The organism is Micromonospora sp. NPDC005215, from assembly GCF_040607915.1.
Classification (GTDB): domain Bacteria; phylum Actinomycetota; class Actinomycetes; order Mycobacteriales; family Micromonosporaceae; genus Micromonospora.
The window spans coordinates 56,439-69,297 of record NZ_JBEXHQ010000027.1 but is presented as its reverse complement, the minus strand read 5'-3'; the positions used below and the strand labels follow the sequence as shown (position 1 = coordinate 69,297).

At 72.2% G+C, this 12,859-nt stretch carries 12 protein-coding genes; 4 read left to right on the top strand and 8 right to left on the bottom strand.

The features are described from left to right. Nucleotides 1–115 precede the first annotated feature (115 nt). Together ABZU25_RS20735 and ABZU25_RS20730 are read left to right on the top strand one after the other, a co-directional pair. On the top strand, nt 116–2,338 hold the full coding sequence (locus ABZU25_RS20735; RefSeq protein WP_355030981.1) for a glycosyltransferase family 39 protein: 2,223 nt from the start codon (nt 116–118) through the stop codon (nt 2,336–2,338). A gap of 140 nt (nt 2,339–2,478) precedes the next feature. Next, on the top strand, nt 2,479–4,080 hold the full coding sequence (locus ABZU25_RS20730) for a ricin-type beta-trefoil lectin domain protein (protein WP_355030980.1): 1,602 nt from the start codon (nt 2,479–2,481) through the stop codon (nt 4,078–4,080). Between the two features lie 39 nt (nt 4,081–4,119). Here the strand turns inward: ABZU25_RS20730 and ABZU25_RS20725 are convergent, their stop codons facing one another. The 6 genes from ABZU25_RS20725 to ABZU25_RS20700 all read right to left on the bottom strand — a co-directional run bounded on the left by ABZU25_RS20725 (nt 4,120) and on the right by ABZU25_RS20700 (nt 9,879). Beyond that, nucleotides 4,120–4,719, bottom strand: coding sequence for a hypothetical protein (locus ABZU25_RS20725; protein WP_355030979.1), 600 nt, complete (start codon nt 4,717–4,719; stop codon nt 4,120–4,122). Nucleotides 4,720–4,774: 55 nt separating this feature from the next. Next, a complete protein-coding gene (locus ABZU25_RS20720; protein ID WP_355030978.1) occupies nt 4,775–6,241 on the bottom strand; it encodes a HAMP domain-containing sensor histidine kinase in 1,467 nt (488 codons plus the stop codon). Then, nucleotides 6,234–6,926 carry a response regulator transcription factor gene (locus ABZU25_RS20715; protein ID WP_355030977.1) on the bottom strand — a complete coding sequence of 231 codons (693 nt, stop codon included), beginning with the start codon at nt 6,924–6,926 and terminating at the stop codon, nt 6,234–6,236. Before ABZU25_RS20715 ends, ABZU25_RS20720 begins: the two co-directional genes overlap by 8 nt. Nucleotides 6,927–7,015: 89 nt before the next feature. Continuing rightward, entirely contained in the window at nt 7,016–7,522 is a 507-nt protein-coding gene (locus tag ABZU25_RS20710; RefSeq protein WP_355030976.1) for a hypothetical protein, read from the bottom strand. Nucleotides 7,523–7,633: 111 nt separating this feature from the next. Continuing rightward, nucleotides 7,634–8,647, bottom strand: a complete 1,014-nt coding sequence (locus tag ABZU25_RS20705; protein WP_355030975.1) for an aminoglycoside phosphotransferase family protein — start codon at nt 8,645–8,647, stop codon at nt 7,634–7,636. Between the two features lie 56 nt (nt 8,648–8,703). Beyond that, a complete protein-coding gene (locus ABZU25_RS20700; protein ID WP_355030974.1) occupies nt 8,704–9,879 on the bottom strand; it encodes an acetyl-CoA C-acyltransferase in 1,176 nt (391 codons plus the stop codon). A gap of 118 nt (nt 9,880–9,997) precedes the next feature. Here ABZU25_RS20700 and ABZU25_RS20695 point away from each other — a divergent pair, with 118 nt between their 5' ends. Beyond that, nucleotides 9,998–10,414 carry a PH domain-containing protein gene (locus ABZU25_RS20695; protein ID WP_355031028.1) on the top strand — a complete coding sequence of 139 codons (417 nt, stop codon included), beginning with the start codon at nt 9,998–10,000 and terminating at the stop codon, nt 10,412–10,414. A gap of 1 nt (nt 10,415) precedes the next feature. On the opposite strand, the gene ABZU25_RS20690 is transcribed toward ABZU25_RS20695, so the two are convergent. Continuing rightward, entirely contained in the window at nt 10,416–11,327 is a 912-nt protein-coding gene (locus ABZU25_RS20690; RefSeq protein WP_355030973.1) for a rhomboid family intramembrane serine protease, read from the bottom strand. A gap of 100 nt (nt 11,328–11,427) precedes the next feature. Next, nucleotides 11,428–11,958: a peptidylprolyl isomerase gene (locus ABZU25_RS20685; protein ID WP_204942580.1), complete on the bottom strand. Its 531-nt coding sequence runs from the start codon at nt 11,956–11,958 to the stop codon at nt 11,428–11,430. 84 nt (nt 11,959–12,042) lie between these two features. On the opposite strand from ABZU25_RS20685, the gene ABZU25_RS20680 reads away from it, so the two are divergent. After that, nucleotides 12,043–12,819 (top strand): hypothetical protein, encoded by a 777-nt coding sequence (locus tag ABZU25_RS20680; RefSeq protein WP_355030972.1) that lies wholly within the window; start codon nt 12,043–12,045, stop codon nt 12,817–12,819. Nucleotides 12,820–12,859 lie beyond the last annotated feature (40 nt).

Sequence of the window (12,859 nt, the reverse complement as noted above, 5' to 3'; positions counted from 1 at the left end):
CACGGTGGCGACGACACGTCGGGCATAGCCTAGCCTGGCTGGTCAGCCCGACGTATGCCGCCATCGACGGGCCGTCGGCGTGGCGGTCCCAGACCGATGGTGTTTACTTCCCGCCATGTCGGCTGCCGGCTCCCTGCTCGCGGTGGTACCTGCCGCCGCGGTGCTCCTGCTCACCGTCGTGACGAGGCCGCGCAGGGCCGCCGGGGTGGCGCCGCTACGGCTCGCCGTGGTACGCGCCGCCCTGCTCAGCGGGGCGTACGCGGTGCTCGTCGTCGAGGTGCTCGGCGCGTCGCACGCGCTGACCCGGCCGGCATTCCTCGCCGCCTGGCTGCTCTTCCTGCTCGCCTGCGCGACGGCCGCGTGGCGGCGCTGGCGCCGGGACACCAATCCCGCACAACAGCCCGCCGCGGCGCCCCGTCCGGTACCGGTCGGCGCGGCACTGCCCGCCAGCGCCGGCCCGGAGCTGCCCGCGCCGATCGCCGACGGCGGCCGGGTCGAAGCCGAGCACCGGCCGGGCCAGGACGGTCGGGTACGCGGTGGCCCGTTCGCCAGGGCGGTCGACGCCTGGCGTACGGCGGGTCGGGGTGAACGTCTGCTCGCCGGCACTGTCGGCGGGCTGGTCCTTGTGGAGTTGCTTGTCGCGCTGCTGGCCGAGCCGAACAACTTCGACTCGCAGACGTACCACCTGCCGAAGGTGGAGCACTGGGTGGCCCAGGGCGACCTGGACTTCTGGCCGACCGCCATCCACCGACAGGTGACCATTCCGCCCGGAGCCGAGTATCTGCTGCTGCACCTACGCCTGCTGACCGGCGGGGACCACCTGTACAACCTGGTGCAGTGGGCCGCCGGGGTGCTCTGCCTGCTGGTGGCCGCACGGATCACGGCGCAGCTCGGCGGCGGCCGGCGGGCTCAGTTGATCACCGCTTTCGTGCTGGCCACCACGCCGATGGTGGTGCTCCAGGCCACCAGCACGCAGACCGACCTGGTCTGTGCGGCATGGGTGGCCTGCGCGGCGACACTGGTGCTGGACGGGCTGCGTCGGCGGACCGGCTGGGGCACCCTGCTCGGGTTGGGCGCGGCCACCGGGCTGACCGCGCTGACGAAGACCAGTGGCCTGATCGCGGTGGGTCCGTTGCTGGTGCTCTGGGGGTTGGCGCAGCTCCGGCTGGCCCTGGCTACCCGGGCACCGGCCGCCGGGGGGTCGACAGTTCACGCCGTCCCGGCCGAGGCGCCCACGTCCCGACCGGTTGCCCAGGTGGCGCGCGTCATCGGTGGTTCGGTGCTTGTCGTGCTGGTGGCGGCCGTGGTGGTCGGCCCGTTCCTGGCTCGGGTGACTGCCGAGTTCGGGCACCCGCTGGGCCCGCCCCGGTTGCGCGAGTCGATCCCGATGGAGCGGCACGATCCGCCGTCGATCCTGATCAACGCAATGCGGATCGGACACACCGCGTTCGACACACCGCTGGCGCCGCTGCGTCACCTCGGCGGGGAGGCGATCATCGGCGGCGCGGACGCGATCGGCGTCGACCCCCAGGACCCGGCGATCACCTTCGGCCGGGAGATCTTCCCGGAACCCGCCTGGTATCCGGACGAGGACCGGGTGGCCTTCCCGGTCACCGGGGCGCTGGCGTTGATCGGTGCGGTGGTCGCGCTGGCCCGGCCGCGCCGGATCGACAGCGGGCAGGTCGGGCCGCTGCGCGCGTACGCGGTGGTGGTGCTGGCCACCGTTCTGCTGCACACCTCGATGATCAAATGGCAGCCGTGGGGCAACCGGCTGCTGCTCTACGCAGTGGTGCTCGCCGTGCCGCTCGCCGGGCTGTGGCTGGACGCGCTCCTGCGCCGCCACACCAGCCGCACCACCGGCACGGCCGGCCGTCGGCGGTCGGTGGCCACTCTGGCGGTGGTCGTCGTGTTGGCCACCTCGGCACTGGCCGGGGTGCTCGCGCTGTCGTACGGCTTCCCACGCCGGCTCGTCGGCTCCGGCTCGGTCTTCACCACCTCGGACTGGGACACCCGGTTCCTGCGCCGTCCCCAGTGGGCCGACGAGTTCCGCTGGGCGGCGACGGCGGTCCGCGGCAGCGACGCCCGGCGGATCGGGCTGGTGGAGCAGAACGACAACTGGGAGTACCCGTGGTGGCTGGTGCTGCGCCAGCCGGACGGCGGCTCGCCGGAGCTGGTGTCGTTGCAGTCGGTACTGCCCGAACGACCGCCGGCCGACCCCAGCTCGGTGGACGCGATCGTCTGCACCGGCAGTCGGCCGGCCTGCGCCAAGCTGGTTCCGGCCGGCTGGCGGTTGGAGTTCCGCACCTACGTCGGTTACGCACTGCCACCCGCGCGCTGACCCTGCGTCCGGATCGTCCGATCCGGGCGGTTCTGCAGCCCGCGCGCAAGGATCCGAGACGCATTCACATCCGTTGATCCGCACGTTACCGTCTGGTAACTCAGTCGACGTCCCGCGACTGAGCCGAAAGGAGTGCGTCGATGCCTGCAATCCCCGCCAGGCCCGAACGCGCGACCCGACGACGGGCCAGCACCGTCGTCGTCGCCGTCGCCGCTCTCGTCCTACCGATGCTCGCCGGACCTGCCACCCCCGCCACCGCCGCCGACCGGCCGGCTGTCCAGCCGCTCCCCGCCAACCTCGAAGCCGTCCGGGCCGCCGAGGCCACCGCCCTCTACGGCAGTCCCGCGATCCGCCCGATCGAGCAACGTCGCACCGCGCTGATCACCATGGGCGACAGCGAGATCTCCGGCGAGGGCGTCGGCAACTACGTCCCCGGCACCCACCAGGACGGCAACTGGTGCGACCGCTCGTACGACCAGGCGGTCTTCCGGACCGGCATCCCGTCGGACGCGCAGTACAACCTGGCCTGTTCCGGCGCCACCCCGTGGAACCTCGTCGCCGGCGGACCGACCCAGCACAACGAGCTGAACCAGGGCGACTACCTGGGCATCAAGGCGCGCAACACGCACGTGAAGCTGATCTGGGTGGTGGTCGGCGCGAACGGCGACGGCACCATCCAGTTCGGCCCGGTCGCCACCGACTGCGCCATCCGTCGGGTCCTCTTCCAGGGGGCCTGCTACCCCACCTACACCGACCAGTGGACGATCCGTACCGACGGCAGCCGGCAGGCCGTGACCGACGCGCTCACCGACATCCGGCAGACCATGACCGACGCCGGCTACCTGCGCTCGGACTACGAACTGGTGCTCATGTCGTACCCGAGCCCGGGTAGCCCGGACGTGGAGGACAACCCGAACTTCCCCGGGTGGTACTCCGGCGGCTGCCTGCTCTACCTGGCCGACGCTGCGTTCGCCCGGAACAAGGCGGTGCCGATGTTCGAGTCGGCGCTACGGTCGGCCGCCGCGAACACCGGCACCCGCTACCTGGACGCCAGCCGACTCTTCCACGGCCACGAGGTGTGCACCGACAACACCTCGGTCCGCGGCCTCTTCATCGAAATCGGGATCTGGAACGAGAACGCCGCCCGGCAGTCGTTCCACCCCAACGCCCGCGGGCACGGCATGTTCGCCCAGTGCATCACCCAGTTCTGGAACTCCGGGCAGGAACGGGCCAGCTGCGTCGACCCGGCCAGCACCGGCAGCGGTGTGCTCTACCCGGGGCTGCTCGACTTCAGGCAACTGCGCAACCTCGCCACCGGCACCTGCGTCGACGGCAAGGGGTACGACTCCCGCAACGGCACAATGCAGCAGCCGTACGCCTGTCACGGCGGGCGTAACCAGGGCTTCTGGTACGACTCGACCCGGCGGTCGCTGCACTCGGAGCTGTCCCACGACCGCTGCCTGGACGTCGCCAACAGCTCGATGACCTCGGGTACGGCGGTCAACATCTACGACTGCAACGGCACCGCCGCGCAGCAGTTCGTCTTCGCCGGCAACCAGCTCAAGCCGGCGGCGGCGAGCAACCTCTGCGTGGCGTTCGACAACCCGTTGCTGGGCAGCCCGCGCCTGCGGTTGGCCAACTGCGGAAGCAGCACCCGACAGCAGTGGTCGTTCGAGGCCCGTACCGCCGCCAACCCGGTCGGCTACGGTCACGACGACTTCATCGGCTCCCGCGTCTACTGACGGAAGGAGGGGCCCCCGAGTCGATCGGGGGCCCCTCGCTCACTTGGCCCGGGGGATGAGGATCAGCCGGGCAACACCCTTGTCGCCGTCCTTCGCGCCGGCGACACCGAGCGTCGCGCCGACCTTGACCTCACTCGGCTGCACCGTGGCGCGCCGCTCGACGACCCGCAGGTCGTCGCCGAAGGTCCAGGTCATTGTGAAGCCGTCGGTGGACTTGACGGTCATCGAGTCACCGTCGACAGCTGTCACCTCGCCGCGCTGCACGGCCACGGTCTGCGTACCGGCGTCCTTCGTCTTGACCACCGCCTCACCGTGCAGGGTGTTCTTGCGCAACAGCACGCGGGCCTGGCGGCGCTTGCGCCACTCCTCGCCGCGCTTCTCCCGGGCCTTGTCGCCGGCCGTGGGGGAGGCGCCCGGCGTCGGGGAGGCCGGCGCGGCCACGGTCTGCACGTCCAGGTCGTCGGCGTCGAAGCCCATCGCGGCCAGCGCCTGACCCTCCACCCCCATCGCGGCGGCGACCTCGACGGCGGCCTCCCGGGCGGGTTGGCTGGCCACCTCGGCCGCACCGCAGCCGGTGACGCCCAGCGTGACCGCCGCGAGCAGTGCCGTGGTGCCGGTGGCGAATCCCCAACGTGGCATGACGTTCCTCTCGTCCGTGGAGTCCTCAGCATTCCCGCCGGAGACGAGCGGAGCGTCAGGCCGATGTTCGAGCCAGGTAAGGATCGCCGGGCAGCCGGACCGTGAAGGCGGCGCCGCCCTCCGGCGCGTGCCCCGCGGTGATCTCCCCGCCCAGCCGACGGACCAGGCCGGCGGCCAGCGCCAACCCGAGCCCACTGCCCACCTTGCGCACTCCCCGGTACCGCTCGTGCAGCGCACCGCGTTCGAACGCCACCGCCAGGTCGTCGTCGGTGAAGCCGGGCCCGCCGTCGCGGACCTCCAGCTCACCGCCGGCGGCCGGGTCCGCGCCGGCCGCCCGGACCGCGAGCACCACCGGCGACCCCGGGGGTACGACCCGCAGCGCGTTTTCCAGCAACCCGTCCAGCACCTGCCGGATCCGCCCCGGATCGGTGTACGCGGGCACCGGCCGACCGGGCGTCTCCAACCGGAACGGCACGCCCACCGCCGCGCACCGACCGGCCCAGGTCGGCTCCGCGTCCACCACCAACTCGGTCAGGTCCACCGGCATCGGTTCGAGCGGGAAGTCGGCGGCCTCCAACCGGGCCAGCGCCAGCAGGTCCCCGATCAGCCGGTCCAGGTGTTGGGCCTCGGTCAGCATCGTCCGACCGGTGTCGACGGTGTCGTCCGCGCCGAGCACCCCGTCAGCGAGTGCCTCGGCGTACCCCCGGATCGCGGTCAACGGGGTGCGCAACTCGTGCGAGACGGACAGCAGGAACTCCCGCTGCCGCCCCTCGCTGGTGGCCAGCGCGCTGGCCAGGCCGTTCAACGCCTCGGCCAGGTCGGCGACCTCGTCCGGTGACTCGACAGGTATCCGGACGGCGCGGTCGCCGGCGCGTAGCCGGGCGGCGGCGGTGGCCGCGACGCGGATCGGTCGGGCCAGCCGGCGGGCCAGCAGCAGGCCGGCCACCACACCGGCGGCCAACCCGGCCAGCAGCGGCACCCAGAGACCGAGCAGCACCTGGGCCCACAACCCGTTCGACGCGCTACGGGAGAGCACCACCCCATTGCCGTCGGGTAGCGCCCGACCCTCGACCAGGGCACGCTCGCCGTTGACGACGCGCCGCACCGACACGTTGCGGCCCTGCTCGATCCGCTGCACCACCCGAGATGGCAACCCCGGCCGGTCGACCGCCCCACGCCGGATCAGATACGCGTCAATGCCCTGGTTGCGCAGCTGCTGGATGAGCCGCTCCTCGTCGGCGGTGCGGCCCCGGTCCAGGCGGGTCCGCAGCACCTCGGCGGCGAGCCGCGCCTGCGCGGCGAGGGCGTCCTGATCGCGTCGCTCCGCTCCGCGGATCGCCAACGGCACCGCCACGATCGCGGTGACCAGCACCGACACCAGCGCGACCGCGCAGGTGACAAGCACCGCGCGGGCGGTCAGGGTACGGCCGAACCGGCCTCGTCGAGGTGCGGCGGGCGGGCCGGCACCGATCACCGGCAGGGTCATGGTCGGCGACTCGACGGGCCCGGGGCGGTCAGGCATCGACCGCGTACCCGACGCCACGGTGGGTCCGGATGACGCTCGCCGGGCCGAGTTTCGCCCGCACCTGGGCGACGTGCACGTCGACAGTGCGGGTGCCGGCGTGCGCCGCGTAACCCCAGACCCCGGCCAGCAGCTCCTCCCGGGTGAAGACCCGGCCGGGCCGGGCCATCAGGTGGGCCAGCAGGTCGAACTCGGTGGAGGTGAGCTGCACCGGTGCGCCCGCGACGGTGACAGTGCGGCGGCCCGGGTCGAGCGTCACCGGGCCGACGACGCGCGGCCGGTCCGCGCCCTCCGGGCCACCGGCGGCCCGGCGCAGCACCGCGCGTACCCGGGCGACCAACTCCCGGGGGCTGAACGGCTTGGTGACGTAGTCGTCGGCGCCCAACTCCAGGCCGACGATCCGATCCACCTCGTCGTCCCGGGCGGTGAGGAAGATGACCGGGGTCCAGTCGCCGGCCTCGCGTAGCCGGCGACAGATCTCGGTGCCGGGAAGACCCGGCAGCGCGATGTCCAGGACGCAGGCCACCGGGCGTAGCCGGCGAGCCGCGTTCAGCCCGGCCTGGCCGTCCCGTTCCAGGTGGACGCCGAACCCGTCCCGGGCCAGATAGAGCCGGACCAGGTCGGCGATGGCCGGCTCGTCCTCGACCACGAGGACGAGCCCGCGGTGCGGCGGTTCGACGGTCACCGGCCCATGATTCCCGACGGCGGACGTTCGGGGCGATCGGTGTGTGTTCGAGTTCGGTAAAGGTGCCGCGAACCCGGTCGGGTGTCAGCTCACCAGGACGGGGCGAACACTCCGGGCCGCGCGACGGCCGGCGCGTCGCCGATGCTGGCGACGACCCGCGCGCCGGGCGGCCGCAGGCGGGTCCGGAACGCCTGGTTGAGCAGCGCGTCGAGCTGCCAGACCTGCTTCGGGTGGCTGGTGCGGATCAGGAACCGCTCACGGATCCCGTCGATCGCGGTGGCCGCCATCTCGACCGAGTGCAGTCGGGGGTCCGGGCTCCAGGTGACGTTGCTCAGCTCGCGTAACTCGGTGTTGAGGTGCAGACGCAGTCGGTGCAGCAGACGGGTCTGCTGGGTCACCACGAGCCGACGATGGGTGAGCAGGAGCAGGTAGTCGCCGGTGACCGGGCGGTCGGGGCGGCTGCAACGGGTGACCAGGATGGTGGCGTCACCGGAGCCGACACAGCGCCGGAAGACCGGCATGTGCCGGCTCACGGTCTGCACGGCCAGGCCAGCCTCAGCGGCGGCCGGGAGGAACGTTCGGGAGAAGACGTCCATGACCTGCCCAACGACCTCCCCGGCGGGGTGACGTGGGTCACGACGCTTTTTTGGAAGTTCCACGCGGCGGGTCGCACTGCCTGTCCGATTTCCGACGTGGACGGATCATGGTCAGGAGTCGGTCGGGAGCGGACTGGCGGCGAACAGCTCCGCCAGCCAGCCGGGAACCGCAGCGGCGTACTCGGCCCGTGACTCCTCGGCGGTGTCCAGGGCCCGACGCCAGGAGAGCGACCGGCTCACCGCACCCAGGTCGATCGCGAGGTCGGCAGCCTCGACGAGGGTCCGCCGGTCGTACCGGTCGGTCCACGCCTCCAGGTACGCGTCGCGCAACCGGGCCAACTGGGCGTCGTCGGCCGCCAGCTCCGTGGCGTACCTGATGGAACGCAGGGTCACCAGCAACGTGCCGAACGGGTGTGCCACCGAGGCGTCGCCCCAGTCGAAGTAGCGGTAGCTGTCCGGGGCAGCGAAGACGTTGCCGTCGTGCAGGTCGTCGTGTTGCACAGTGGCCGGGATGCCGATGTCGGCGAGCCGCCGGCACCGCTCGGCGTACGACGGCAGCTCCGCCCGCAGCCGCTCGTGCAGGTCCGGGCTGAGCCCGCCCTCCGCACCGATCAGCAGCGACTCGCGATCATCGAGCAGCTCGGCGAGCAGCCCGGCCAGCACCTCGGGACGGTGGTCCGGCACGCCCAGGGTGACCAGCTCGTCGGCGTGCGGCGCGGTGGCCCGTTGGAGCGCCGCGTACCCGGGCAGCGCCCGCTCCCAGTGGGCCGGATCGCTGTCGCGCGCCAACACGTCGCGCAACGACTCGCCACCGTCGGGCAGCAGCGACCAGCCCTGCGCCGGGTCCACCGCGATCGGGGTCAGCACCCGTTCCGGCGTCAGCTGGGCGAGTGTCGCGATCAGCACCGCCTCGTGCACGGTGCCCGGGTTGTTGGCCTTGAACCAGACCGGGCCGTCGTCGGTCGGCACCCGCCAGACCAACGACCAGGGACGCACCCGCGGCTCCACCGACCCGGTCACCCGACGGCCGACCCGGCTCAGCTGCGCGTCGACCCAGGACCGGGCCCGCACCTGCCACTGCTTGCTGGACCAGTCGGGGACGCGCCCACCCGCGATCGTCGTCACGTTGGGCACCATAGGCGGCCCTCCCGGGCCGGGCGAGGCGTTTTCCGCCCGCACCGTCAGACCAGCTCGACGATTGTCGCGTTGGCCATGCCGCCGCCCTCGCACATGGTCTGCAGGCCGTACCGAATCCCGTTGTCCCGCATGTGCTGGAGCATGGTGGTCATGATCCGGGCACCGGAACCGCCGAGCGGGTGACCGATGGCGATCGCCCCACCGCGCGGGTTGAGCCGCTCCGGGTCCGCCTCGGTCTCGGCCAGCCACGCCAGCGGCACCGACGCGAACGCCTCGTTCACCTCGTACACCCCGATCTCCTCGATGCCCAGCCCCGCGCGGCGCAGCGCCTTCGCGGTGGCCGGGATGGGCGCGGTGAGCATGGTGACCGGATCGGAGGCGGCGACCACTGCGGTGTGGATCCGGGCAAGTGGCCGCAGGCCGTGCCGGCTGGCCCACTCCGAGGTGGTCACCGCGAGAGCCGCTGCGCCGTCGGAGATCTGGGACGCGGACCCGGCGGTCACCACACCGTCGGCGCGGAACGGGGTGGTCAGCGCGCCGAGCTTGTCAAGGGACGTGTCGCGGCGGATGCCCTCGTCGGCGAGGAACTTGCCACCATCGGCGAGCGGCACCGGCGTCAGCTCCGGGTCGAACGCGCCGGCATCCTGCGCGGCGGCCGCCTTCTCGTGGCTGGCCAGCGAATACTCGTCGAGCTGCGGACGCGAGAGCCGCCACCGCTGGGCGATCAGCTCGGCGCCGACGCCCTGGTTGAACGGCAGGTGCGCGTCATCGGCGAAGCCGTCGACGCCCCGGTAGCGGGCGCGCACCTGGTCGGTGAACGGCGTACCGCCGGCCGCGCTGGCGGTGCCCAACGGCACCTGGGTCATCGACTCCACGCCACCGGCGACCACCAGGTCGGCCTGGCCGGAGAGCACCGTCGCGGCGGCGAAGTGCAGTGCCTGCTGGCTGGAACCGCACTGCCGGTCCAGGCTCGTCCCGGGCACCGTCTCGGGCCAGCCGGCGGCGAGTACGGCGATGCGGGCGACGTTCCACGACTGCTCGCCGACCTGGGACACGCAGCCCCAGAAGACGTCGTCGACCTGGACCGGGTCGATGCCGGTGCGCTCGGCGAGGGCGCGCAGCACGTGCGCCGAGAGGTCGACCGGGTGGACGCTGGCGAGGCTGCCCCTGCGCCGCCCGACCGGGGTGCGTACCGCGCCGACGATGACCGCGTCACTCATGTTTACTCCCCGGTAACGTGGGCTGGCCCCGATCCTACGTCGCCCAGGGGACCGGGCAGCCGCACCGGCGGCACTCGACCGCCGCTGGCATGCTGGGCGGGTGGACGAGAATCCCCCGATGCGACAGTGGCGGGTGCCGGCGACAGTGCCCGCGGTGAAGCTGGTCGGCGCGGCCCTGCTTGTCGCGCTCGGGCTGCTCTTCGCCGACGGCGACCCGGTCCGGCTGGTGGTGGCCGTCCTGGCCGCCGCCACCCTGGCCGGCTGGGCGGTACGCGATCTGGTCGCGCCGGTCCGGTTGGCGGTGGACCCGGCGGGACTCACCGTGATCCACGGGTTCGCGGGCCACCGGTTGCTGCAGTGGTCGACGGTCCAGGCGATCGCCGTGGACCGTCGCGCACGGATGGGGCTGACAAGCGACACCCTGGAGATCGACGCCGGCGACTCGCTGCACCTCTTCGGCCGGTACGACCTGGGAGCTACCCCGGAGGAGGTGGCCGCAGAGCTGCGTGCCGCCCGCCGGGACCCGACCGGATGAGTCAGCCGAGCAGGTAGGCGGTGCGGACGAGGACCAGGCCCAGCAGGACCAGCAGGATGATCGCCCCGCCGGCGACCTGCACCAACGTGCGCCGACCGCGTGGTGCGTACGCGAGCACCAGCGCCATCAGCGCCCCGACCAGCAGGCCACCGAGGTGCCCGGGGATCGAGATGCCCTTCACGGTCAGCGTGAACACGAGATTGATCACCAGGACCGGGATGATCTGGGAGATGTCCCGGCCCATTTTGCGCTCGACGATGAGCAGCGCGGCGAAGAGCCCGAAGATCGCCGTCGACGCGCCGACAGTGGTCGCTCTCGGGTCACTGAACAGGTAGGCCGCCACGTTGCCGCCGAGGCCCGCGATCAGGTAGAGGGCGGCGAAACGCACCCGCCCGAGGCTGGCCTCCAACGACCGGCCGAGCACCCACAGCGCCCACATGTTGAGCAGTAGGTGAATCACGCCGTAGTGCAGGAACATCGCTGTGACCAGCCGGTACCACTGACCCTCGGCGATCCCGCCCAGCGTGCCGTCGGGGAGGAACGCCCGGCCGAGCACCGAACCCCAGTCGGTCAGCGGCGTATCGCCGCCCATCAGACCACCGAAACCGGAACCACCCAGCGCCGCGTCCCCGCCCCGATCGGAGGCGATGGAGAGCAGCATGAGCAGCACGTTCAGCGCGATCAGCGCCTTTGTGACATAGCCGTGCCGGCCGGCCGTACCGCCACCGAAGGCGGTACGCGCCGGCCGGACACTGCGACGTCCCTCGTTGACGCACTCCGGGCACTGGTGCCCGACGGACGCGTCCCGCATGCAGTCCGGACAGATCGGCCGGTCGCAGCGTGAGCACCGGACGTAGGTCTCCCGACCGGGGTGCCGATAACAGACCGGGGTGGTCGGCGGAGACTCGTTCACCGGGTTGATCCTCCGTCCACCGCCGCGCGATCCACCGGCGCCGGCCGGTGCGGTGCTCCGGAGCGCTCAATCATGCGAGCAAAGGTACCTCGTCGGTCGGTCAGGCAGCAGACCGCTCGATCTCGACCCGCTCGATGACGACGTCCTGGAGCGGACGGTCGCTCGGGCCGGTCGGGGTGCTGGCGATCGAGTCGACGATCTTCACCGACTGCTCGTCGGCGACCTGCCCGAAAATGGTGTGCCGGTTGTTCAGGTGCGGCGTCGGCGACACCGTGATGAAGAACTGCGAACCGTTGGTGCCCGGTCCGGCGTTCGCCATCGCCAGCAGGTACGGCCGGTCGAAGCGCAGCTCCGGGTGGAACTCGTCGGCGAACTTGTAGCCCGGTCCGCCCCGACCGGTGCCGGTCGGGTCGCCCATCTGGACCATGAATCCGCTGATCACCCGGTGCGAGATGGTGCCGTCGTAGTACGGCCCACTGCCCGGCTGACCGGTGCGCGGGTCGGTGTACTCACGGTTGCCCTCGGCCAGGTCGACGAAGTTGCGGACGGTCTTCGGCGCGTGGTTGGGGAAGAGCTCCAGCCGGATCGGGCCAGCGTTGGTGTGCAGGGTGGCGTAGACAGCCTCGGCCACGGGTACTCCTCACTCGTTGGTCAGTTCCATGCGGATCCTCCCATGTGCCCGATCTGGCATCGCGGAGGCATCCGAAGGTGGAGGATGACGAAGGAACAACTCCCAGGAGGTAGGACCGTGTTTGGATTCGGGCGGCGTAAGTCCCAGGGGCAGCTGGCCAAGGCCGAGCTGAACCAGAGCATCAGCCACCTGATGCAGGCAGCCAACCACGCCGCGAAGGGTGCTGGCGCGACAGTCGGTCCGCGGGTCCAGGTGGCCCGGGGCTACGTCGGGCCGGCTGCGGCGAGGGTTCGCGGCCAGGCGTCGACCGGCTGGGGGACGACACTCACCACGCTGGCACCGCTGGCCGCGGCGGCCCGTGACGGCGCCGCGCAGGCAGGGCCGCTGACCAGGAAGGCCAAGTCGAAGACCATGCGGATCACCGGTAAGAAGAAGCAGCCGCGCCGTCGCGGCTCGATGATGACCGGCCTGCTGGCCGCGGGTGTCGTCGCCGGCCTGGCCGGCGCCGTCGCGATGCGCCGCCGCCGGGAGCAGCAGGAGTGGGCCGAGTACGACCCGACCCGCAACCTCGAACCGATGCGCGACGAGGTCGACTCGATCGAGGTGCGCACGCCGTCCGCCCCGAAGGGGACCGACGGGGCGGCCATGACCGGCGCGGCGGGAATGACCGGTGCCGGCAGCTCGGCGGTGGCCGGCGGCTCCAGCGCGAGCACCACCGGCCCGGCCAAGCAGACCGGCATCCGTCCGACGGACAAGGTTCCGTCGGTCGCCGAGGGCGCCACGGATGTCTCCGGTCGGCCGACCGACGACCTCACCAAGGCGCTGGGCAAGGATACGGCCCGCACCAACGGCCGTCGCTGACCCGACGACAGCGCGTCGAGCGCCGGCGACGCGGGGCCAC

What these genes read in the sequence shown, in the direction of transcription:
- ABZU25_RS20735 (WP_355030981.1), top strand. Translation starts at nt 116, where the DNA reads ATGTCGGCTGCCGGCTCCCTGCTCGCGGTGGTACCTGCCGCCGCGGTG.
- ABZU25_RS20730 (WP_355030980.1), top strand. Translation starts at nt 2,479, where the DNA reads ATGCCTGCAATCCCCGCCAGGCCCGAACGCGCGACCCGACGACGGGCC.
- ABZU25_RS20725 (WP_355030979.1), bottom strand. Translation starts at nt 4,719, where the DNA reads ATGCCACGTTGGGGATTCGCCACCGGCACCACGGCACTGCTCGCGGCG.
- ABZU25_RS20720 (WP_355030978.1), bottom strand. Translation starts at nt 6,241, where the DNA reads ATGCCTGACCGCCCCGGGCCCGTCGAGTCGCCGACCATGACCCTGCCG.
- ABZU25_RS20710 (WP_355030976.1), bottom strand. Translation starts at nt 7,522, where the DNA reads ATGGACGTCTTCTCCCGAACGTTCCTCCCGGCCGCCGCTGAGGCTGGC.
- ABZU25_RS20700 (WP_355030974.1), bottom strand. Translation starts at nt 9,879, where the DNA reads ATGAGTGACGCGGTCATCGTCGGCGCGGTACGCACCCCGGTCGGGCGG.
- ABZU25_RS20695 (WP_355031028.1), top strand. Translation starts at nt 9,998, where the DNA reads ATGCGACAGTGGCGGGTGCCGGCGACAGTGCCCGCGGTGAAGCTGGTC.
- ABZU25_RS20680 (WP_355030972.1), top strand. Translation starts at nt 12,043, where the DNA reads ATGACGAAGGAACAACTCCCAGGAGGTAGGACCGTGTTTGGATTCGGG.